This window comes from Parabacteroides chongii, from assembly GCF_029581355.1.
Lineage (GTDB): Bacteria > Bacteroidota > Bacteroidia > Bacteroidales > Tannerellaceae > Parabacteroides > Parabacteroides chongii.
Genome location: NZ_CP120849.1, coordinates 3,233,850 through 3,256,442, shown reverse-complemented (window position 1 = coordinate 3,256,442; position 22,593 = coordinate 3,233,850). Strand labels below are relative to the sequence as shown.

Here is a 22,593-nt window from a genome sequence, read left to right as displayed (position 1 = left end):
CTAAGCATCATGAATAAAAAAAGACTTTATGTTATATTGGTATCTATATTGGTATTACAGTTAACCGTATCCTCTACTTTCAGTCAAAGACTGAAAAATAAATCCGAAAGCACTCTCATACAAAAAGCTTTACCGGTATGGGTAGCGGGTCGAGAAAAAGAAATGAATCTAAACTTGGGGTTTCGTGGTTCTTTTCATGCAGAAAAAGGACAAAAAGCCACTCTCAAAATTACAGCTTCTACTCTTTATCGGCTTTTCATCAATGGAGAGTTCGTTGGTTCCGGACCAGCACGTACTGCACATGGATATTTCCGGGTAGATGAGTATGACTTAGGAGATCACATTAAAACAGGAAACAACATTGTGGCAATCGAAGTCGCAGGATATAACATTAATACATATTATACGCTCGATCAGCCCTCATTCCTATTATCGGAAGTTAACATTGATGGCAAGGTGGTTTTGGCGACAGGAAATGCCTCCTCTTTTGAGGCTTTTCAACTTGAAGAAAGACTACAAAAAGTAGAACGTTATAGTTTCCAACGCCCTTTTACTGAATATTATCGAATGAAAGAGGGATATGATAAATGGCGTTATTCTACATACATACCTCTCAAGAAGTTAGAACTTTCAAGTTCTTTATCAATCAATCTATTGCCTCGAAATGTATTATTACCTGATTTTCTAAAACAAAATCCCGTATCAGTTTATCTGTCCGGTACTGTTAAAAAGGTACAACCCGAAAAATATTATAAAGACAGGTCTCTTGTAAATATAGGAAAAAAGCTGAAAGGTTATAAAGAATCAGAATTAGAAACACCACCTCCTTCACAAGAAATACAAGAAATTATTACAGATGTTAGACATATAATCAACAAACCTTTCTCCTCCCAAAAAAGTTATCCATTAAAAACCGGAGAGTTTTACATATTTGATTTTGGGATAAATCGTTCTGGTTTTTTGGGTGCTAAGCTGGTTTGTCCGATGAAAGCCAAGGTATATTTTTATTTCGACGAATTATTGACAGAGGGAGATGTTAACACTAAACAAAGGATGGCTGATATCAATAATCAAATCGTATTTGAGTTGGAACCTGGAACATATAATTTGGAGTCATTCGAATCGTATACTTGCAGATATTTGAAGATAATCGCAGTGGAGGGTGATTGCCGTATAGATAACGTTTATTTGAGAGAGTTTGCCTATCCAGAAAATAAACAGGCCACTTTTACCTGTAACAATTATAAACTGAATGCCATTTATAACGCAGCAAAAGAAACATTCAGACAGAATGCAGTCGATGTGTTTACGGATTGTCCTTCACGGGAACGTGCCGGTTGGTTATGTGACAGCTATTTTGCAGGAATTATGGAAAGGGAGTTTACCGGACATGCGGATGTTGCCCATAATTTTTATGAGAATTATGCATTACCGGAGCACTTTGAATTTCTTCCGGAAGGCATGGTTCCTATGTGTTATCCGGCTGATCATAATGATGGAATTTTCATTCCCAACTGGTCCTTGTGGTTTATTTTACAGGTGGATGATTATGCACAGAATGGCGGTGATCCGAGATTAATCGCCCAGCTAAAACCTCGAATAGAAAAGTTATTGCAATACTTTGCCCGATTTGAAAACAGTGACGGATTATTGGAAAATCTGGAAAGTTGGGTATTTATTGAATGGTCGAAATCAAGCGAATTTGTTCAGGATGTCAATTATCCATCCAATATGTTATATGTCGCAGCCTTGAAAAGTGCCGCCCGGTTATACAACAACGGGAAATGGAAGCAGAAAGCAGAAAAGATACGTCAGACTATCCTACGACAATCCTTCAATGGGGAGTTTTTTGTAGATAATGCAGTGAGAGAAAATGAGCAATTGAAAGTCACAGAAAATACGACGGAAGTCTGTCAGTATTATGCATTCTTTTTTGATATTGCAACACCCGAATCACATCCGGAGCTTTGGAAAAAACTGACAACTCAGTTCGGTCCAAACAGGAACGATTCAGTAACTTATCCAAAGGTGTTTCGGGCAAATGCTTTTATGGGAAATTATATGCGGATGGATTTACTTTCCCGTTATGGGCTACAGAGTCAGATATTATTTGAAATTCAAGATTATTTCTTTACAATGGCTGATCTTACCGGAACCTTATGGGAACACATGGGGAGTTATGCTAGTTGTAATCACGGTTTTGCTTCTTATATCGGCCATGTACTTTATAGAGATATTTTGGGGATCAGTAAAATTGATTATCGAAAAAAGGTGGTTAACATTCGTTTTTCAGATATTGTTTTAAATCATTGTTCCGGTACGATTCCAGTAGGAGGTGAGAAGATCGGATTGAAATGGACACGTTCGGGAAATAATATAGAGTATTCTTTACAGCTACCGGAAGGCTACAAAGTAAAGATAGAAAACGAGAGTTCAGCTCAACTTTGTGAACGAAATTTCCAGTCCTTGTCATCCCCGATTGCACAAAGACAGGAGAATAAGATTCCTTTGCCGACGGAAGCACAGCTGCGTTGGCATAATTACGAACGTGTAATGTTCGTCCATTACGGTCCGGCAGCCTGGCAAGGACGGGAATATGATAATTTCACGACTCCACTCGATCGTCTGAAAATACCCGACTTGAATACCGACCAGTGGTGTGAAGTGGCCCGGTCGTGGGGAGCCGGAATGGTTCTTTTCGTAGCCAAACATTGCGGCGGCTTTTGCTGGTGGCAAACAGAGACGTCCGATTACGGAGTCAAGGAAATACCCTGGCGGAACGGTAAAGGCGATGTGCTGAAAAACCTCTCCGAATCCTGTAAAAAGTATGGTCTCGACCTGGGTATCTACATCTATCCGGGCGACGACCGCTGGGGAGCCGGTATCGGTAGCGGAGGAATCACGCAAGACCCGTCCAAACAGGAAGCCTACAACAAAGTCTTCCGTACCCAGCTGATCGAAGTCCTCACCCAATACGGTCCGATCAGCGAGGTCTGGTTCGATGGCAACTGCTGCATCCCTGTGAAAGATATCCTCGATAAATATGCCTCCAACTCCGTCATCTTCCAGGGTGAACAGGCAAATCTCCGATGGGTGGGGAATGAGGATGGTTATGCCCCTTATCCCAACTGGTATACTATAAAGAAAGAGGACCTCACTTCCGGCGTTTCCACCGCCCTCCATTCAGATGTGGACGGTGATTGTTATGCACCTGTGGAAGTCGATGTTCCGTTACTCAAGAACAAAGGACACAAATGGTTCTGGGCACCCGGATGCGATACGCTATTGATGACACAGGAGCAACTGATGAACCTGTATTATAAATCTGTCGGACGGGGTTCCGTCCTTCTCCTTAATTCCACACCCGATACGACCGGAGTCATCCCCCATACACATGCCGCCGTCTATCAGGCTTTCGGCAAAGAAATAGAGAACCGGTTCGCCCACCCGCTGAAACAAACGGCAGGCAACGGCGACATGCTTGAACTTGAATTTTCCGGACCGACAACCGTCAACCATTGTATTCTACAGGAAGATCTGAGCGGAGGACAGCGCGTCCTCGCCTATCAGCTGGAAGGATATACGGAGGACAATCAATGGATACCTGTTTACAAAGGTAGTTCCATCGGAAATAAAAAGATAGATCATTTCCCTTCACTCCGCCTGAAAAAGCTACGCGTTCATTTCACGCAATCGAAAGCAACACCGCGCATAAAGAATTTCTCCGCATTCCATGTGGTCAGCGAACTCAATGATCTGCAAGACGATCGTCTACAGGATAACCCCCAGGTCATAGAAACCTGGTCTGCCAAGACATTCAACCCTGACCGATGGACAGAGATCAGTCTCGACCTCACTCCTTACGTCAATCAGATCGGCGAATATGAGATTGTTTTCTCCCGGCTGGCGACCGATTATCTGAGTAACAAATCCTCTGATCTGGAATTTAAAGACCCCGTACTTTTCATGTATGGAGAAAAACAATTATCTTCGCTCGCCCTTTTACCAAAGAAACATACTTTCAGGATTACCCGTTCACAACAAACACTGGATGAATTTCCTACTACCCTGAATGTAAAAGTAAAAAATAAAGGGGCATCATCAATCGGCGAGATAACGATCAAAAGGTTAACATATTAAACAAACAAACATGAAACAACTCTCTCTAATCGGCAGAATTGTTCTGCTTTTCGTATTCGTGCAGGTCTTTCAGGCCGGGGCACAGAATATAAATCTAAAAACTCGTTCTACTCAAATCGGAATCAATAACGAAGGTTATTTCTCTTCCATCCAGGTTGAAGGCAAAGATATCCTTCACACAGGGAAGTACCCGCTTGTAACGGCCTGCACAGGTAACCAACTGGTTACCCCGAGCAAATTGACTTCCAGCGGTAATCAACTGAAACTGACCATGTCCGACGGAGGTACCATCTCCCTGAAACACAAAGAAAGTGATGTTTGCATCACACTGGAGGTCGCCAGCATCCCGGAGAAATACGAGGTATTACTATTCGGTCCGTTAGCCGTCAACATCAATGAGATAGTCGGCGATGTAGTCGGTGTCGCCCAGGGCAACGGCGTTGCTTTCGGTATACAAGCGCTGAACATCAAGACTAATGCAGGTATCCCGGAAGAATACGGACAGCTGGTTACACAAACTTACGGTTACAGTGGAAAAGCAGCCGAGTTATCCGTTGCCAGCATTCCGGATTACAAACTGGCGGCAGCCGATATCTCGGACGGTACGGTCTTCCATTTCTCCGCCCGCAGAAGAAATAAACAGGAATACCGTCAGGTACAGGGACTGAATAACTCGCTGGTTCTCCCGGTAGAAGGAGCAGACGGTCTGATCAAAGGGGCTAAAATAGCTTTCTTCGGAAGTAAGAATACAGAAGCCCTTGCCCGTATCGGAGAAATCGAACTGGAGCAAGGCTTGCCGCATCCCTTGTTCGACGGCGAATGGGGCAAAACCGCCCGTGCTGCCATGAAGTCTTATCTGATCTCCGACTTCTCGGAAGATAATTTCGATATGATCCTCGATAAAGCTAAGATTGCCGGATTCAAATATGTGTACCATAGCGGTCCGTTCCTGGATTGGGGACATTTCAACTGGGATCCTAAATTTACAAAAAGCGGCGACGAAGGTGTCAGGAAAATGGTAGACAAGGCAAAGGCTGAAGGCATTGCCGTCGGCGTACATACGCTCAGTAACTTTATGACAACCAACGATGCGTATGTCACTCCCGTCCCAACCGAACACCTGCTGAAGCAAGGTGTTTTATCACTCACAGCCGACCTGGACAAAGACCAGACAGAAATCACAATCAAAAAATCAAGCCTGTTCGATAGACCCATGACGCTAAACGCCATGCAGATTGACCAGGAACTGATCACTTACGGAAGCACGGAGGACAAAGGAGAAACTCTTCTGCTGAAAAACTGTAAAAGAGGCGCATACGGTACAACTGCCGCAGCTCATTCGCAAAAGACACCTCTTTACAAGCTATGGGATTATCCATACAAAACCTTGTTCCCCGACCTGGTCCTACAGGACAAATTCTCCGACCGACTGGCGGAGATCATAAATAAAACAGGACTTTGCCAGATATCTTTCGATGGTCTGGAAGGATGCTCTTACACCGGACAGGACGAATATGCAAACAACCGCTTTGTCTATCGCTGGTACAATCAACTGAACCATAACGTACTGAACGATGCCAGCCGCCTCAGCCATAACTTATGGCATATCCATACCCGCATGAACTGGGGTGAACCCTGGGGAGAAGCCATGCGTACAGGACAGGTAGAAAACCGTATCAAGAACCAGGCATTCTTCAAACGCAACCTTTTCCCACGCATGCTGGGATGGTTCCTGATCCGTCTGGCAGACCGTAACTTCGAATGTTCTTCTTTGGAGGATTTGGAATGGGCATTATCCGAATCAGCCGGTTTCGACGCCGGTTATGCTATGACAATCAACAGTAACACATTACGCCGCCACGGACAGATCGACAAATTACTGGAAGCTATCAAAAACTGGGATAAGCTACGTGAAGCCGAAGCTTTCACGGAAGAACAGAAAGCCCGTCTGAGAGATCCGCAAACTGAATGGCACCTGGAAAAAGTCAATGAAGAAAACTATAACCTGTATCCGCTCCATATCTCCAAACATTACCGTTGCAACCTGGCAGAAATGCAACCGGGACAACCGGGCGGAGCAGACTGGTCCTGGGAAAGCCCCTATGAAAGTGCATACGCAATCCGTCTGAAAGTAGATGGAGACGGCACAATCAAAGACCCGTCTTTCACAACCCCAAAAGGAGTGATCAAGTTCCCTTGCGAGATTTCCGATCGCCAGTATCTGCTTTATACGTTTGACGGCAAAGCGGTGGTGACCGATAAGAATTACAATGTGATCAGCGAAGTACAGCCTCAGGGAAGTGCCTTGCTTCCTGCCGGTTCATCGGCTGTCGCTTTCTCTTGCGAACAGACCAGCGAAGATGCACCTGAAGTGATCATCCGCTACATCACCAAAGGAACACCGGAAGTTGTCAATTTAAAGAAGTAATAACGGCTCATCCTCCTGCTTTGAAGCGGCTTACTGACCGTGACAATAAAAGTGTTTCACCCTAATGGAACAGTTGTTTCTACGTAATGAAACAGTTGTTCCATTAGGGTGAAACACTTTTAGGCATATAAACAAAAACTACTTTTTACTGCATACTATAATTCTCCGATTTCAATGCATTGAATTGTTTCAGCCGATACTCCCTGGGAGAACAGCGGACCATCTTCGAGAACAGACGGGAGAACTGGGACAGATTACTAATACCGACCTTTTCTGCAATCTCGATGATCGACATATGGGAAGTCAGCAGCAAAGTCTGTGCCCGCTCAATCCGCTTCATCTGGATATATTCACAGGGTGGCATCCCAACGATCCGTTTAAATACTTTAGAGAAATGATCGGGCGTAATGCACATCAGATCGGCGAGGGTTGAAACAGAGATACGACGGTCTAGATGCTTATTGATATGCTGTATCGCCACATCCAGCTTCTCATACAAACTATTCGCTTCCGGCAAAAGCAGGCATTCTTCCGTTATAAAACGGGAAAAGAGCTGCAGCAGAATACCACTGCTCTCCACGAGGTCCGAGAATGTAGAAACGGAAACCTCATCTTCTTTGTTATAAATATTCCGGTCATTGTCATAATGCTTCGGGTCTGATGTCGGTAGCGATTTATACGGATTAAGAGCCAGGAAACGCTCCATCAGCGAATAATCCATCGGAGTAGCCTGTACCTGCAAATTCATTTTCATCGGATTACTGATACCCTTCCCCCCTTTCGTTTCGTCAAAGAAACAGATATAATAATGCTCCATGAAATCATCGCATTCATAACTATGGAAAGCAAACTTGGGTATCAGGAACAGTTGACCGGGCAGCAGTTCATATCCTTTCTTATTGATATAAACCTTGCCCCTGCCTTTCGTGATCAGGTAAAGCCGGTAGAACGGACTGATCACATCCTGATAATTCCACCAGGTTTCCACCCGGGAATGATCGGCATAAAGCAAAGGCAACGACAGATCGTACGGAGAATAAGAGACAAGCATATCAGACATTTATTAGTTAACTGCCGTAAATATAGGAATTAAAATTAAATCACTATATCGGATTATGCAAAGTATTCATCTTATTTTGTCAAAGTTAAGAAAAAGAGATACTTTATTTTTGTAATTACTAAACTTCATCTTATATAACATAATTCTAACACTATGAAACGGTTCATTACAGCACTGTTCATTTTTTCCGGACTATGTGGTAGTCCGTCCTTACTTTCCGCACAGGACTCCTGGCAAAGCCTGATCAACCGGATCAACTATTACTCGCCGGAAAAATACAAATCGGCGATCGATCATCTGAAGAAAAAATATCCGGATAGCTACCGTCCGGATAAGGACTGGGAAAAAGCGCTCGATGAGTTGAAAACAGACAAGGAAAAACTGATCGACGGTCTGAAGTCCAAAGACCCGAAAGCCGGGAAGCAGGCCCAGAAGTTATTGAAGCAACTGGATGCTGCCCTACTGGCAAATCCGTTGCTGGCAGACAAGCAGGTGGTGGCTATCCGCAGATCGCTCGGCGACAAGGCACGCAAAGCCATGAGCGGCGAACTGGGCATCGCTCCTTCCAATTTCCAAAACAACTCCGAGATATGGAATCCTAAAACCGGCTGGACGAACGAGTTTGTCTCGCTCACCATCCAACCCGGTAAAATCAAACAAGCGACCTTATACAAACCGGAAGCAGGAATGATCATCACCGATCCGGAACCTCATTTCGACGGAAAGCGACTGATGTATTCCTCCATCGGTTCGTCCGACCGCTGGCATCTGTTCGAACTCGACATCACAACCGGTAAAACCCATCAACTAACCCCCGATACATATAAAGACTTCGACAGTTTCGACGGTTGCTATACGCCGGACGGACGGTATATTTTCTGCTCGACAGGGACCTTCCTGGGATTGCCCTGTACAGACGGCGGAAACAAGATGTGCGGACTGTTCCTGTATGATCCGAAAACAAAACAAACCCGTCAGCTGACCTACGACCAGGACAGCAACTGGGGTCCGGTCATCATGGACAACGGTACCGTACTCTATCAGCGTTGGGAGTATGCAGACCTGCCCCACTCCAATTCGCGCCTGCTGTTTACGATGAATCCGGACGGTACCACGCAGTCGGCTTTCTACGGTTCGAACTCCTACTTTCCGACTTCGTTCTTCAACGCCCGCCCCATACCGGGACGACCGTCGGCGGTAGTCGGTATCGCTTCCGGTCACCACAGCGTTTCACGAAGCGGACGCATGTTGATCATCGATACCAATAAAGGCCGTCACGAAGCAGACGGAGTCGTTGCCGAAATCCCGTATGCCGGCAAAAAAGTGGAAGCTGTCGTTCGCGACCGCCTGCCCGACGGTATCTGGCCGCAGTTCCTGCAACCGTATCCGTTGAATGATACCTATTATCTGGTTTCCATGAAGGAAAGTCCGGAAAGCCTGTGGGGACTTTACCTGGTCGACACATTCGACAACCGTACCCTGATTGCCGAAGAGGAGAACGTTGCCTACCTCGAACCGGTGTTGATGGACAGCCGTAAAACACCGAATGTCATCCCCGACCGTGTTGACCTGACATCTTCTACGTCTACTGTTTTCCTGCAGGATATCTATGAAGGCGATGGATTGAAAGGCATTCCGCGTGGCACAGTAAAGAAACTGCGCATCGGTTCTTTCAACTTCAGTCCGTGGGGTCAAGGCGGCCTGCTGGGCACCATTGGTATGGACGGACCATGGGACATCAAACGAATCCTGGGTGAAGTAGATGTTGAAGAAGACGGCTCGGCTATGTTTACCATCCCTGCCAATACGGCTGTATTCGTACAACCGCTGGATGCAGAGGGAAAAGCATTACAAGTCATGAGAAGCTGGTTCACCGGCATGCCGGGCGAAACAGTCTCTTGTATCGGCTGCCACGAAGAAAAATCGACCATAGCCATTCCGAAGCGGACGAAAGCATCCCTGCAAAAACCGCAGGCTATCAAAGAATGGTACGGTAAAGAGAGAGGATTCAGCTACCGCCACGAAGTACAGCCCGTTTTGGATAAATATTGCATCTCCTGCCACAATCAGGACAAACCCGGAAAACCATACCTGAAAGGGGACAAATGGATCGAAGACTGGACTTCGAACATATCGGGAAAGGCCTGGAAGAACGGCGGGCATTTTACGCTTTCATATGCTAACCTGCACCGTTACGTGCGTCGTCCGGGTATCGAGAGCGATATGCACATGCTCGTTCCGATGGACGTACATGCCGATCAGACCGAATTGATGCAGATTCTACAAAAAGGCCACTATGGTGTCAAACTGGACAAAGAATCCATGGAGAAGCTGGCGTGCTGGATAGACTTCAATGCTCCTTTCCACGGACGTCGTTCCGACATTCCTAAGTTTGAAGATGCAGAACAGAGCAATGAGCTGCGGGAGCTATACCGCGAAATGTTCGGTGCTCCGAAGTCGACAGCCGAATGGTTGCCGGAAATCCCGCAGAACATCGAACCGGTCCGGTTTGAGAAGGAACAGAAAGCAATTGGCGATACTCTACTGGAGAAATGGCCGATCTACAACCCGACAGAAAAACCTTACGACCAATGGAGTGATGCCCAATGGAAACAACTGGCTTTGGGGAATTTCCAGAAGAGTATCTCACTGGGCAACGGCATCACATTGGAACTGGTCAAGATACCGGCAGGCTCATTTATTATGGGTAGCGACCGGCATCCGGACGAACTGCCGCAAACGATCGTACAGATAGACAAACCTTTCTGGATGGGACGTTTCGAGATCACAAATGCACAGTTCAGAGCCTATAACCCGGCACACGACAGTCGCGACGAACACCGTCACGGTTACCAGTTCGGACGGAAAGGCTATTCGATGAATCATCCGGACCAGCCCGCCGTACGCCTCTCCTGGCAGGAAGCGATGGACTATTGTAAATGGTTATCCGAAAAGACCGGCATGAAGTTCTCCCTCCCTACGGAAGCACAGTGGGAATGGGCCTGCCGGGCTGGAAGCGATACGCCTTTCTGGTATGGTGGCATGTCTGCCGACTTCTCCCGCTATGCCAACCTGGGAGACATCAAACTGAAAGAATTTGCCGCCTGTACCGCTTACAAATTCTATGAAAGTGCTATGGTCATCGAGAATCCGAACAAGTATGACGACTGGATTCCACGCGACACGACTTATAATGACGGAGGGTTTATTTCCGAACCGGTAGGCCGTTATGTCCGCAATCCATGGGATCTGTTCGACATGCACGGGAATGTATGGGAATGGACGTTATCATCCTATCAACCTTATCCTTATAAGGAAAATGACGGACGAAACGATGCTGTTTCTGAAAACGGCAAACGCGTTGTGCGCGGTGGTTCCTGGTATGACCGCCCTTACCGCTCGACCTCGTCTTTCCGTCTGCCGTACCGTGAATATCAGAAAGTTTACAATGTAGGATTCCGTGTAGTAATGACAGAAGAATGATTGGACGCTATTTTAAATACTTGTTTTTCATAGCAATGATTAGCACTTATTGCTCATGTAATAATAGTAGAGAAAAGTTACTCGTTTCCGGCTGCGGCTGGAAACAGGTAGCGATTCTCGACAAGAAAACAGGAGAGATCGAATGGAGCCATCCGCTGGCGGCTCATGAAGATTGCAACGATGTTGAAATAACCAAAGAAGGAAATATCTTGTATGCCTATACTTCCGGTGCCCGGCTGATTGACCGCGAACAGCAGACGCTATGGGACTTCAAAGCACGAAAAGGGGAAGAATTATTTACTGCTACCCAATTGCCTTCGGGCCGTTATATGCTGGCTATCTGCGGCACGCCTTCCCGGATCATCGAACTCGATCCGCAAGGGCAACCCGTAGAAGAAATAGAGTTCGACACCAGTATCACCGGTGTGCACGACCAATTCCGCCAAATCGTAAAAACGCCGCAGAACACTTATCTGATCCCCTTGATGGGTAAAGGAGAGGTCGTTGAAATGAATAAAGAGAAAGAGATCGTCAACAGGGCCGAATGCGGGGGAAATCCTTTCGCCATTCAAATACTCAAAAATGGGAATTGGCTGGTATCCTGCGGCGATGCCCATAACTTTGTAGAGATCGATCCGGACAGCAAACTGATTGTCCGGAAAGTCGGAAGCGATGACCTGCAGAACATCTCTTTATTATTCGTCGCCGAACTGGTACGATACAAAAACGGGAATACGCTGATAAGCAACTGGAACGGGCATAGTCAGGATAAATCGCAACCCTTGCTGATAGAGGTCGATCCGGATAACCGGGTCGTGTGGACGCTTCCCCTCCATCCGGATATTGTGAATATATCGGCTGTATATTCATTCAAAGAGTAAAAAGGACCTCCCCCTAACGCTTCGATTTTATTCGAAGAGGATACGGAACCGGGTCAGGCCATCCGTATAGGTACGAAGGGAGAAAGAACAATTCTGCTTCTGTAGTACCTCGCGGATAAAAATCAGTCCGATGCCCTGTCCGTTAGGTTTGGTAGAGAAGAAGGGGCTGAACAGTTTCTTTTCAGTCTCTTTGTCTATACCTTTGCCGGTATCTGCTATTTCGAGACAGACCGGATTACGTGAAGTACGTATATAGATCTGTCCGTCCTGCCCGATCGATTCCGCCGCATTCTTGATAATATTGACCAGGACCTGTTCAAAAAGCGAACTATCCAATTTCACTACAGGGGATACTTCATCCAGTTCCATATGGATCCGAATATTGCGGTTCAGGCAGATCGTTTCCATAAAACGTTTACAGGAGACCACAACCGCATTCAGTTCGTGATTACGCAGCTGAGGTTCCGGAATACGTACGACATCGGCGAAGTTCGTGATGAAATGGCTCATGCTGTAACAACGTTCGATAGAGACACGCAACACGTCACATATGTCTTCCGTGTTCTCCATCTCGCTGAAGGTAGACTCCAATGTATCCAGCGTCGAAGTGATACCGGCTGTCGTATTATTCACTTCATGGGCGATCATACGGATCACCTTCTCGTAAGCTTTCTTCTCCGCCTTGAAAACTTCCTGTGTCAATATCTCCACCAGATAGAACGAATGATGGAATCCCCTGTCCACAAAAGATGAATGCGTACATTTATATACATTGGCATCATTCAGGCGGACGGTCTGTGACCCATACAAAGGGATACGCGCCAACTCCATTGCCAGCGGAGAGTCTATCTCCAGAAAGGACTTTCCGGTAACATCGACAGACGACGGCTGGCCGAACATCTTACGTGCCGACGGATTAAGCGAAATGATCTCGCCATCCAGGTTCAGCATGATCACTCCCATAGGAGACGCATTGATCAGCAAGTCCAGGAAATGATTCTGTTCCCGCAGATGCAGACGCTCGTTCTTCAGCTGTTCCATCATCTTATTGAAAATATCCACGATACGGTCGGCTTCCTTCTGTCCGACACGACTCAGGCGGGAACTGAAATCCTGCTCTTTCAGCAGTTCCATACCATTGCCGATTATATCCAGCGGCTTGATGATACGGCGGTAAAAAAGGAAAAGATAAATGACGGTTATCAGGACAACCCCTTCCACGATAAAAAATAGAGTGGAAGAGAAATTATAGAAGACATAGTAGGTGATCACTCCTAAAATAGTCAGCAGCAACCCTGTCAGTATCCAAAACAATCCTTTGACCCTCATCTGAATCATATTTATTTATCGGTTGGTATTCCGTATTTCTCCAACCGGCGGTATAAAGCAGCCCGACTGATTCCCAGTGCGGAAGCTACATGAGATAGATTTCCTTCGTGTGTTTCCAATGCCTGCAAAATGGTCTGCCGCTCTATCTCATCCAATGTCATTCCCTCCAAACTGACGGATCCGCCTTTCCGTACCGATTGATTATTCCCCAGGTTCAGGCATTGTCCTTCAAAGTCGGAAACCTCCAGCAACGACTTGCCGGAGACCAGCATCGTCCTTTCTACCAGGTTCTTCAACTCACGAATATTACCCGGATAAGGAAGACGCCGCAGAAAGTTCATAGCATCGGATGAGAACGATACTTTCGGCAAACCATTTACCTCCGATTGCTTGTCGGCAAAATAACGGGCAAGCAAAGGAATATCGTCTTTCCTCTCGCGGAGAGCGGGCAGATGAATGGTGATCAGGTTGATCCGATAGAACAGGTCTTCCCGGAAAGTACGGGCAGCCACCATTTCCGGCAACTTGCAGTTAGTGGCACTGACCACACGGATATCGACTTTGCGGGGACGGCTGTCACCCAACACTTCAAATGTCTGGTCCTGCAGAACCCTTAACAGTTTCACCTGGCAGGATAATTCCAGATCGCCTATCTCGTCCAGGAAGATAGTACCTTTATTGGCCATTTCAAAACGTCCGGTACGATCGATATAGGCATCTGTAAACGCCCCTTTCTTATGTCCGAACATCTCGCTTTCGAAAAGGCTTTGCGACAGTCCGCCCAGGTTTACCTTTACAAAAGCTTCTTTCATCCGCGGACTATTGGCATGGATTGCTTCAGCAATCAACTCCTTTCCCGTTCCACTCTCGCCGGTAATCAAAACGGAGGCATTCGTAGGGGCTATGCGTGAAACAGTACCCAATACCTCCATCAATGCATCACTTTGGCCGATTATCTTTTCAAAATGAAATTTATTATCTGCATCATTCCGATTCAACGGAGAGTTCTTTTCTTTCTTCTGTTCGTTCAACTCCAGGGCTGTACGGATCGACTTCAACAGCACGAGGTTGTTCCAGGGCTTGGTGACAAAATCGAATGCACCGGCCTGCATACCTTGCACTGCCAGGGAAATGGATCCCCAGGCAGTCATTAGAATGACCGGTACATCCGGCTGAAATATCTTTACTTGTTTTAATAACTGTATTCCTTCTTCTCCCGTCGTAGTCAAGGTAAAGTTCATATCCATCAGAATCAGTTGCGGCGCTTCGCGGCGCACTATAGCCAACGCTTCATCAGGTCCCGGAACAGCTTCCGGTTCAAAGCCCGCCCGCTTCAGCAAAAAAGTAAGCGAAGAACGGACAACAGCGTCATCATCGACAATCAATATCATATAGGTTTCTTTTAAGATTGGTAAAGATACTACTTTCTGACGATATCTTCAAAGTCCGCATCCAGATTACGGTCGTTCAAGAAATCGTACAGGGTCACACTGCGGACATTATAAAAGTAGCTCCAAAATCCATACAGCTCCTGAATATGTTTCTGTTTAGCATCGTCTTTCGATTGCTGGGCATCATTCAGGTCAAGAATGTTAATCTTTCCGATCATGAACGTTTCGATAGAGGTCCGGTAACGCTTCTGGGCAATCTCATCCGCCTCTTCCGCTATTTCCAGCTGGGCTGCCTGGTTATTAAAATTCTCCACCAGGAGGAAGATGTTCTGATTAAAAGTCATCTGATCCTGGCGGTTTTTGGAGAGTACGACTTCACGGTTCGACTCGGCAACCTTCACTTTTCCTTTCCGTTTTCCCCAATCCAGCAGGGGAATACTGAAACCGACCTCGATCACCTGGTTATCCCGCAAGGGATTATAAGCACCTCTAAATTCACTGTCTTTACCCGTATATCCTACGGAAGCAAACAGATTGATATCACGGCGCTTTCCTTTTGCTGTCGCCACGGCATAATCGGCTTCCAGTTGTTCTCGCAGAATACGTTTTGCGAACGAGTTATTCTCCTGGGCTTTCTCCAACACCTCCTGATAAACCAGGCGCATATCCGGCACTGACTCCGGGATGACAGGTTCTATCACATCCTCCTCACTCAATCCGAGGAAAGAACGTAACTGAAACATCTTGGCATTCAGGTTGGACTGGGCTTCCGTCAACTTGCCTTTCGCCTGCAATGCCGATAATTTCAACTGCATCAGTTCGCTTTCGGATATATGCCCGATCTTCCGCTTGGCTATCGCAATATCGTAGAGTTTGTTCGCATTCTCCAGGTTCTGCATAGAGGTCGCCAGATTTTCTTTCGCCAGCAGCAGGTTAAAGAAATAAGCGATCGTAGAGATCGTTACCCCTTCCACACTTTCTATATAGGCTGCCTTTGCTTCCTGGTAACGGACAGGCTCGATCCGGCGATTCCATTTCTGATCGTTTACTCCGAAGACCGGTTGTGTCAGAGTCAGACCGATCGGCACACTCATATATTCATTGAAAGCACCATGTCCCAACTGACGGGAGAAGTTAAGAGAAGAATTCAATGATATTTTACCACCGGTCAGTGCTATATTCTGATCGACAGAGATCGCACCGTTCATCGACAGATTATTATCCTGCACAAAGGCATAAGTCCCGTCCGACTGCTGGTAGCGGCTGTATTGTTTGCTATAACTGGGGATCGTACCTTTGAAATTGACTTCCGGTAACTGGTCGGCAACATGCGTACGGTATTCCCAGTAAGACGTTTTCAGCTCGTTCAAAGCGACCGCGGCATCTACAGACTGGTGTTGTGCCAATGCGATCGCTTCTTTCAACGTCAGATGGACAATATTATCTTGTTCTTCGGCTCGTAAACCAAAGCTTGTCAGCAATAAATAAGTAATGGCTATATAGATCTTTTTCATCGTAATATATGTTTTACCCACTATAGGCAAAAGCTATGCCAAAAACATATATCATTGATTTTCTGAAGAGTAGCATCACTAAGAGGTGTCCGATAATGAACAGTATGTCCGATAATGAAACCTGAGGGAAAAGATGACGTAGTTCGTTAAGAACTAAGGAAAAATTGTAATCAGAAACTCACTGAATATCTCGTCATGCCTTAATTTATATGGCGAGTAGAAAGCATAGGAGAAAGCATCTATATTACTATGTCCCAAATAGTACCATTGTGAAGACAAAATTGTGCCACAGTGATGACATTACGGTGTCAATAGGAGGTTACAACTCTGTCATTTCTATGGCACAGGAGGTTACTTACGTAAGTAACCTCCTGTGCCATAGAAATGACAGAGTAATAAGATTCGAATTGTATCTTTCCTTTCCTATTCGTGTGGTACTTTTATAGGATTTGAATTTTTCTAAATGATTATCAGTATGAAAGACTTTATAGGAGATATGATGAATTTAGGCGGATGTTTGATGATGTATCCTTTGTATTTGTTATCTACAATTAGTTCTTAACGAACTCCATTAAATTCAATAAACTCGTTTTAGGCAACAAGAACAAGTTTATTATGTCCTGATTAAAGATGCTTGCATTGATTTGAGGGATATTATTCGGAAATAATGATACTCTGCTTCTACCGTAGATTATCATTTCCGATCAAGTATCCGATAGATTTGGATCAAAAACGATTTAAACCAGTAATATATGAATAAAAGTAAATTGATCGAACAAATAGCAGCAGATACCGGCATGAAGAAAACAGTGGTAAAAGCGGTGATCAACTCCTTTATAGAAAACGCGACCGAAGCTTTCCTGGAAGGCGATCAGGTTGTATTTCAGGGATTCGGAACACTTCTCCCCTGGCAACAAACCGAACGCCCTGCCCGGAATCCTCAGACAGGAGAGCCGGTTATGATCAAACCGCGCATGTCTGTCAAGTTCCGTGCCGGATCAGACCTATTAAAGGCCCTGAACAAATAATTTCAATATTCTCGGGCAATAAGCTTCTCAAAAATACAGATTTACTACCTTTGAAGGACTTATCGGCAGATAATACTTATGTGAAACTTTAAAGAGATAGAAATGAGAAGCTTATTGATTGTACTGATGATCGGAGCATCATCCGTTATGGCTCAGAATGAAAAGATCGACCTGTCCGTTGCCCAAAAGATCAAGCAGGAAGAACAACAGAACTCGGATATAGAGCGATTGTCCTATCGTTTACTTGATTATGCAGGTCCCCGTCTAACCGGTTCCGACGGCATGGAAAGAGGCTACCGGGTCGCGAAAGAAATGATGGAAGAATACAAATTATCCAATCCCCGTATCGAGTTTGCCCGTGACTGGCCCCGGGGCGGATGGGATATCCAAAAGGCGTACGCAGCCATGACTGTACCTTACTATATTCCGATCTTTCCGGCTCCCGTAGCCTGGACCAACGGAACCAACGGACCAGCCAAAAGCGAAGTGGTTCTGATCACAGCCAAAGATCAACAAGAATTACAGGCGTTAAAAGGAACTCTAAAAGACAAAATCGTTCTGATGCCTTCCGTCATGGAATACCAGATCAGTTTCGAACCGATGGCACGCCGCCATACCGAAGAATCCCTGAAACAAACGGCGGAATACCCGATCACCAAAGTGCGTCCCCGACAGCGACGTGCTGCCCCTCCGGTGGAAGGAAGTGAACTAACATATGCAGAAATACTCCACTTTGTTTATAAAGAAGAACCGGCTGTTATCATCCACGAATCGGGAAGCTACAGTGTGCCGGGATTGAATTTCCACAAACTGGAAGAGGTCGGTCCTGTCCCCTGCGAGCTGAATATCTCCTGCGAAAATCACGGTCTGATGGAACGTTTGATCCGGAATGGCGAAAAGGTAGAGATGGAAGTCGATATTGCAGTGAAGTTTGAATCCGATCGTAAGATATATAATGTTATTGCCGAAATACCCGGTACCGACCCAAAGCTGAAAGATCAGCTGGTCATTATCGGAGGACATCTTGACTGCTATCACATGAGTCCGGGAGCCGGCGATGATGGTGCCGGTTTTATTGCCATGCTTGAAGCTATGCGTATCCTCAAAGCGATTGGCGTACAACCGCGCCGAACCATTCGCGTTGCTTTCTGGGGTGGCGAAGAAGTAGGATTACACGGCTCCAGCGGATATGTGGAACAATTCGTACAAGATCCAAAGACACTGGAGAAAAAGAAAGAATATGATAAGATATCCGTCTATTTTAATTCGGATTACGGTCCCGGGAAGTTCCGTGGTATCTTTACACAGGATAACCTGATGGCTCACCCGATCTTCACCGACTGGATGCAACCTTTCCTCGATACCGGTTTTACCACCGTCTCCAACCGGAGTGTAGGAAGTACGGATCACATACCGTTCGACAATGCGGGAATCCCCGCTTTCCAGTTCATCCAGGACCCGATGGAATGGGGGCGACATTCACATCGTACACAGGATTTCTCCGATCGCCTGGTGCTGGACGATATACGCCATAATGCTGTTATCGTAGCTTGGTTTGCCTATAATGCAGCCATGCGGGATGAGATGATGCCTCGAAAATAAGAGTTTCCTAAATCCAGATAATAGAATCTTGTCACATCATTTACCGTCTTTTCAACAATGCTTAAATACATATTGAAAAGATTGGCATAGTACAAAAATAAAAAGGAGTTGTCTGTTAAAGACAACTCCTTTTTATTTAGTGATCGAGCTGGGATTCGAACCCAGGACCCACAGCTTAGAAGGCTGTTGCTCTATCCAGCTGAGCTACCCGACCGTCCTTATTTGCGGTGCAAAGGTAATATTATTATTTATATCTGCAAACAGGAAAGCCTTTTTTTTCATTAGAAGGGATAGCCCACGGCAAAATGCCAGGCAAAATTATTACGTAGATTCGGTTTCAGAATAGCCCACCGGTCCTTTCCACGCTCCATCGGATTATATGCTTTCATACCTGTATCGAAACGGATCAGGAAGAAATCGAAATCAAGACGTAATCCCAAACCATAGGAAACGGCAATCTCTTTATAGAAACGTGAGAAATCGAAGTTCCCGTCTTCACGTTCCTTATCCGCCCGCATGGTCCATATATTTCCGGCATCGACATAAGCAGCCAGTTCAAATTTCCAAAACATCTTGGTCCGGTATTCCAGATTCAGATCCAGACGGATGTCCCCGACCTGATCAGCAAACGACTTCACGGAATCAGCCAACATTCCTCCCGGTCCCAATGTCCGCACCGACCATCCACGGACGCTATTGGCACCGCCGGAGAAATAAGTCCGTTCAAAAGGCAATATCTTCGAGTTCCCGTAAGGATAACCGATACCGACTCCCACATGAAAGGCTATTTTATTACGATCGTCCAGAACGATACTCTTACTAAAATCGACATCCCCTTTTATAAACTGCGAATAATTGATCCCGAACAGATTGTATAAACCGTCCTTGTCCTTTTTAGCCTGCGTCATTTTAGAAAACGCATACAACAGGTTACCCGCCATCTCGAACGAGACACGCAGAGAATGTGTATTCCGGAGACGATTCTGGGGATTATAGTTCGTAAATGAATACGTATAACCGGACCCTACAACAAACTGGTCCGTAAAATTATAAATCCGTGTAGAATTGGGCAGATTGGCATCGAAAGTCGAATCGATCTTCGGCAAATGCACATAATCGATATCCAGTAATTTAAACACATGCCGGGCCTGTGTGTTCGACCGCTCCTGCCAGATATAACTCCATCCTCCGGAAAGGATCGCCCGCCTGTATTCCGGACGTGTCTGAATACTGTAACTGACCCTCAGTTCCGTAGAGGCACGTACCCTGCGTTTGAAATTCTCATTGACAAAAGGAAACAGGAAACGGGGAAACAACACAGAAGTCTCCGCTCCCAACTCCCAGTAATTACCGCCTGTCGAACTTTTAGTCAGCGCTTCGTAAGCACCGCGCACCTTTGCAGAGAAAACCTCCGAGCCCTTGAACAGATTCCGGTGCTGATAATTCAAACTGGAAGCAAACCCGAAATCGCCGGCCGAATTTGTCCCTTCCAGGTCAACACCAAAGCCCTGCAACTTGGCCGGAGAAGTCAGGATCGTACAATTGAGCTTCATCGTATCCTGTTCCTCCACCTCCGTAAAACGGATATTCACATTCCTCAAGGCACGGAGAGCTGCAAAAGAAGAATACGTCTGCTCGACCGCCCGTTCATTAAACAACCTGCCGGGTGTAATATAAGTACTTCTGCGCAACACATTCGGACGGATACTCCTGCCGTTATTCCCGTACAGGATCTGCAGGTTGCCTACATTCACCGTATCGGCTGCAATATTCGACAAATCCCCCTGGTTCAGCGGATCATAATCCGTTACGATTGTCACATCCTTTATATAATAGGGACGATGGAGGGTATCGACCACCGAACCATCCGGTTTCAGTTTGCGGTAAGGCTTCAGGATCATATCCAGATCGACAATATTCCTATTATAGGAACTGTCTGCCAGATATGCCAGGTAATCACGGTTGAACGCATAATATCCCCGGCGGCGGAGCAAAGAGGTAATCCGCTGCCGTTCCTTATCCAAAACATCCCTGTCAAACAAAGCACTGTCTTTCACCAAAGAGGTATAATCCTCCGGATAAATACGGAAAGCCGACGAAACAGCCGAACGTTTAGGTGCATCCAAATGCGCTATGCTGTCGATCTTCGGATCGTTCAGCTCCATCGTATAGTTATGTATGCGGTAAGGCGTATTCGAATTGATCTTGTAAGTAACGACCGCTTTCTTCTGCCGCGAAGTATCCACTTCCGCCTCCACCTCCGCATTGACATACCCTTTATTGATGAAAAAGCGCCTCAGCTCATCCGTCGACTGCGCGACCAGCATGGTATCCAAAATAACAGGCGGCTCACCGATACGGCGGAGCTGCTTACTGAGCCAGCGTTTTTCATTCCGTCCCGACCAGTCATAGACAAAAAGCTGCCACTTCATCAGCCCGAACACCTTAAAGTTAGGCTGCTGCCGGAGATAAGGCTTCAGATCATTCGTTTTATAGGCTTTATTATCAGAGACGATCTCCACTTTATCAAGCAGATATTCACCGTCACCGACATATTTTGTCGTACTGCAGGCGGCCAGTATCCAAACAAGGCATATGAAATATAATATATGGAGGGTTCCCTTCATCATTCGACCTTTTACGCACGCAAATGTAACTGAAATTAAATAAAATCCCTTACTTTTGCTTTGTAAAAAGAGTAAAGATGCTGAGTAAGTCAAAAGTAAAACAGATACGTTCATTAGAATTAAAGAAGTTTCGCAACGAGACAAACACGTTTGTAGCCGAAGGGAATAAACTGGTGGCAGATATGCTGCATGCATTCGAATGCGACCTGCTGATCGCCAAACCGTCATGGATGGCAACGCAAGGCGATATTCCCGCCAAAGAACTGCTGGAAGCCGATGACGACGATATACGCAAAGCCAGCTTCCTGAAGAACCCGCAAGACGTACTGGCCGTTTTCCAACGTCCCGCCTGGTCATTGGAAGACGCCGATCCCCAAAATCAGCTCATCCTGGCTCTCGACGGCATACAGGATCCCGGCAACCTGGGAACGATCATACGGCTTGCCGACTGGTTCGGCATCGAACATATCGTCTGCAGCCAGGATACAGCCGATGCATTCAGTCCCAAGACAGTACAGGCGACCATGGGAGCACTCGTCCACGTAAAGGTCCATTACACAGACCTGCACGTTTATCTGCAAAAACAAGCGGAACAGCAGGTACCGCTATACGGAACATTCCTCGACGGAGAGAACATATACGCCAAAGAACTGTCAGAAACAGGCATTATCATTATGGGAAATGAAGGGAACGGCATCCGCCCCGAAACGGAAACGCTCGTGAATGAAAAGCTCTATATACCCAATTATCCCCAAGAAAGAGAAACGTCAGAGTCTCTGAACGTGGCAATCGCCACAGCCGTGGTCTGCGCCGAGTTCAGACGTCGCAGGGGAAACACCGGCTAACCAGTAGACATTCACCGGAGAGGAAACAACCACGGAGTCTGAGACAGTCAGCCACTCCGTAGAGAAAGCTCCGGAAGGCGGATAATCCGTCTCCGAAGGTACAAGGATCAATGTACCGTCATAAAATTCAGTATTCGCTATCTCCTGTTCCAGGGGAAAAACACCGACCAGACAGCCTTCCGCATCCAGTTCCAGATAATGCATGCGATACCATTTCTGCCAGTATATATAATGGGAAGCGATCCTGCGCATCGGTGCAGTCAAA

General features: G+C 46.2%; 13 protein-coding genes and 1 tRNA gene. 7 read left to right on the top strand and 7 right to left on the bottom strand.

What is annotated here, in order from left to right:
* The first annotated feature begins 162 nt into the window (after positions 1-162).
* Together P3L47_RS11970 and P3L47_RS11965 are read left to right on the top strand one after the other, a co-directional pair.
* Positions 163-4,140, top strand: coding sequence for an alpha-L-rhamnosidase-related protein (locus tag P3L47_RS11970; protein WP_277780923.1), 3,978 nt, complete (start codon positions 163-165; stop codon positions 4,138-4,140).
* A 10-nt stretch (positions 4,141-4,150) separates the two neighbouring features.
* A complete protein-coding gene (locus P3L47_RS11965; RefSeq protein ID WP_277780922.1) occupies positions 4,151-6,568 on the top strand; it encodes a hypothetical protein in 2,418 nt (805 codons plus the stop codon).
* A gap of 145 nt (positions 6,569-6,713) precedes the next feature.
* Here P3L47_RS11965 and P3L47_RS11960 read toward each other — a convergent pair whose 3' ends face one another.
* Positions 6,714-7,619 carry an AraC family transcriptional regulator gene (locus P3L47_RS11960; RefSeq protein ID WP_277780921.1) on the bottom strand — a complete coding sequence of 302 codons (906 nt, stop codon included), beginning with the start codon at positions 7,617-7,619 and terminating at the stop codon, positions 6,714-6,716.
* 162 nt (positions 7,620-7,781) lie between these two features.
* Here P3L47_RS11960 and P3L47_RS11955 point away from each other — a divergent pair, with 162 nt between their 5' ends.
* Both P3L47_RS11955 and P3L47_RS11950 read left to right on the top strand, forming a co-directional pair.
* Positions 7,782-11,111: an SUMF1/EgtB/PvdO family nonheme iron enzyme gene (locus P3L47_RS11955; protein WP_277780920.1), complete on the top strand. Its 3,330-nt coding sequence runs from the start codon at positions 7,782-7,784 to the stop codon at positions 11,109-11,111.
* Positions 11,112-11,146: 35 nt separating this feature from the next.
* Positions 11,147-11,992 carry a beta-propeller domain-containing protein gene (locus P3L47_RS11950; RefSeq protein ID WP_277780919.1) on the top strand — a complete coding sequence of 282 codons (846 nt, stop codon included), beginning with the start codon at positions 11,147-11,149 and terminating at the stop codon, positions 11,990-11,992.
* Between the two features lie 27 nt (positions 11,993-12,019).
* On the opposite strand, the gene P3L47_RS11945 is transcribed toward P3L47_RS11950, so the two are convergent.
* The 3 genes from P3L47_RS11945 to P3L47_RS11935 are packed head-to-tail and all read right to left on the bottom strand — an operon-like array spanning position 12,020 to position 16,226.
* Complete coding sequence (locus P3L47_RS11945; protein ID WP_277780918.1) at positions 12,020-13,321, bottom strand: sensor histidine kinase; 1,302 nt, start codon at positions 13,319-13,321, stop codon at positions 12,020-12,022.
* An 11-nt stretch (positions 13,322-13,332) separates the two neighbouring features.
* Positions 13,333-14,712 (bottom strand): sigma-54-dependent transcriptional regulator, encoded by a 1,380-nt coding sequence (locus tag P3L47_RS11940; protein ID WP_277780917.1) that lies wholly within the window; start codon positions 14,710-14,712, stop codon positions 13,333-13,335.
* Positions 14,713-14,741: 29 nt separating this feature from the next.
* Complete coding sequence (locus tag P3L47_RS11935) at positions 14,742-16,226, bottom strand: TolC family protein (RefSeq protein WP_122360757.1); 1,485 nt, start codon at positions 16,224-16,226, stop codon at positions 14,742-14,744.
* A gap of 752 nt (positions 16,227-16,978) precedes the next feature.
* On the opposite strand from P3L47_RS11935, the gene P3L47_RS11930 reads away from it, so the two are divergent.
* Complete coding sequence (locus P3L47_RS11930; RefSeq protein ID WP_122360758.1) at positions 16,979-17,254, top strand: HU family DNA-binding protein; 276 nt, start codon at positions 16,979-16,981, stop codon at positions 17,252-17,254.
* Between the two features lie 102 nt (positions 17,255-17,356).
* Positions 17,357-18,856, top strand: a complete 1,500-nt coding sequence (locus P3L47_RS11925; protein ID WP_277780916.1) for a M20/M25/M40 family metallo-hydrolase — start codon at positions 17,357-17,359, stop codon at positions 18,854-18,856.
* Between the two features lie 140 nt (positions 18,857-18,996).
* Here P3L47_RS11925 and P3L47_RS11920 read toward each other — a convergent pair.
* Positions 18,997-19,070, bottom strand: a tRNA-Arg gene (locus P3L47_RS11920).
* A 67-nt stretch (positions 19,071-19,137) separates the two neighbouring features.
* A complete protein-coding gene (gene tamL / locus P3L47_RS11915) occupies positions 19,138-21,486 on the bottom strand; it encodes a translocation and assembly module lipoprotein TamL (protein WP_277780915.1) in 2,349 nt (782 codons plus the stop codon).
* A 74-nt stretch (positions 21,487-21,560) separates the two neighbouring features.
* On the opposite strand from tamL, the gene P3L47_RS11910 reads away from it, so the two are divergent.
* The gene (locus P3L47_RS11910) at positions 21,561-22,328 is read left to right on the top strand and encodes a TrmH family RNA methyltransferase (protein WP_277780914.1); all 768 of its coding nucleotides are present in this window, start codon (positions 21,561-21,563) and stop codon (positions 22,326-22,328) included.
* Here the strand turns inward: P3L47_RS11910 and P3L47_RS11905 are convergent.
* Complete coding sequence (locus tag P3L47_RS11905; protein WP_277780913.1) at positions 22,251-22,592, bottom strand: hypothetical protein; 342 nt, start codon at positions 22,590-22,592, stop codon at positions 22,251-22,253. The genes P3L47_RS11910 and P3L47_RS11905 overlap by 78 nt on opposite strands.
* Position 22,593 lies beyond the last annotated feature (1 nt).

What these genes read in the sequence shown, in the direction of transcription:
- P3L47_RS11970 (WP_277780923.1), top strand. Translation starts at nt 163, where the DNA reads ATGAATCTAAACTTGGGGTTTCGTGGTTCTTTTCATGCAGAAAAAGGA.
- P3L47_RS11965 (WP_277780922.1), top strand. Translation starts at nt 4,151, where the DNA reads ATGAAACAACTCTCTCTAATCGGCAGAATTGTTCTGCTTTTCGTATTC.
- P3L47_RS11960 (WP_277780921.1), bottom strand. Translation starts at nt 7,619, where the DNA reads ATGCTTGTCTCTTATTCTCCGTACGATCTGTCGTTGCCTTTGCTTTAT.
- P3L47_RS11955 (WP_277780920.1), top strand. Translation starts at nt 7,782, where the DNA reads ATGAAACGGTTCATTACAGCACTGTTCATTTTTTCCGGACTATGTGGT.
- P3L47_RS11950 (WP_277780919.1), top strand. Translation starts at nt 11,147, where the DNA reads ATGATTAGCACTTATTGCTCATGTAATAATAGTAGAGAAAAGTTACTC.
- P3L47_RS11945 (WP_277780918.1), bottom strand. Translation starts at nt 13,321, where the DNA reads ATGAGGGTCAAAGGATTGTTTTGGATACTGACAGGGTTGCTGCTGACT.
- P3L47_RS11940 (WP_277780917.1), bottom strand. Translation starts at nt 14,712, where the DNA reads ATGATATTGATTGTCGATGATGACGCTGTTGTCCGTTCTTCGCTTACT.
- P3L47_RS11935 (WP_122360757.1), bottom strand. Translation starts at nt 16,226, where the DNA reads ATGAAAAAGATCTATATAGCCATTACTTATTTATTGCTGACAAGCTTT.
- P3L47_RS11930 (WP_122360758.1), top strand. Translation starts at nt 16,979, where the DNA reads ATGAATAAAAGTAAATTGATCGAACAAATAGCAGCAGATACCGGCATG.
- P3L47_RS11925 (WP_277780916.1), top strand. Translation starts at nt 17,357, where the DNA reads ATGAGAAGCTTATTGATTGTACTGATGATCGGAGCATCATCCGTTATG.
- tamL (WP_277780915.1), bottom strand. Translation starts at nt 21,486, where the DNA reads ATGATGAAGGGAACCCTCCATATATTATATTTCATATGCCTTGTTTGG.
- P3L47_RS11910 (WP_277780914.1), top strand. Translation starts at nt 21,561, where the DNA reads ATGCTGAGTAAGTCAAAAGTAAAACAGATACGTTCATTAGAATTAAAG.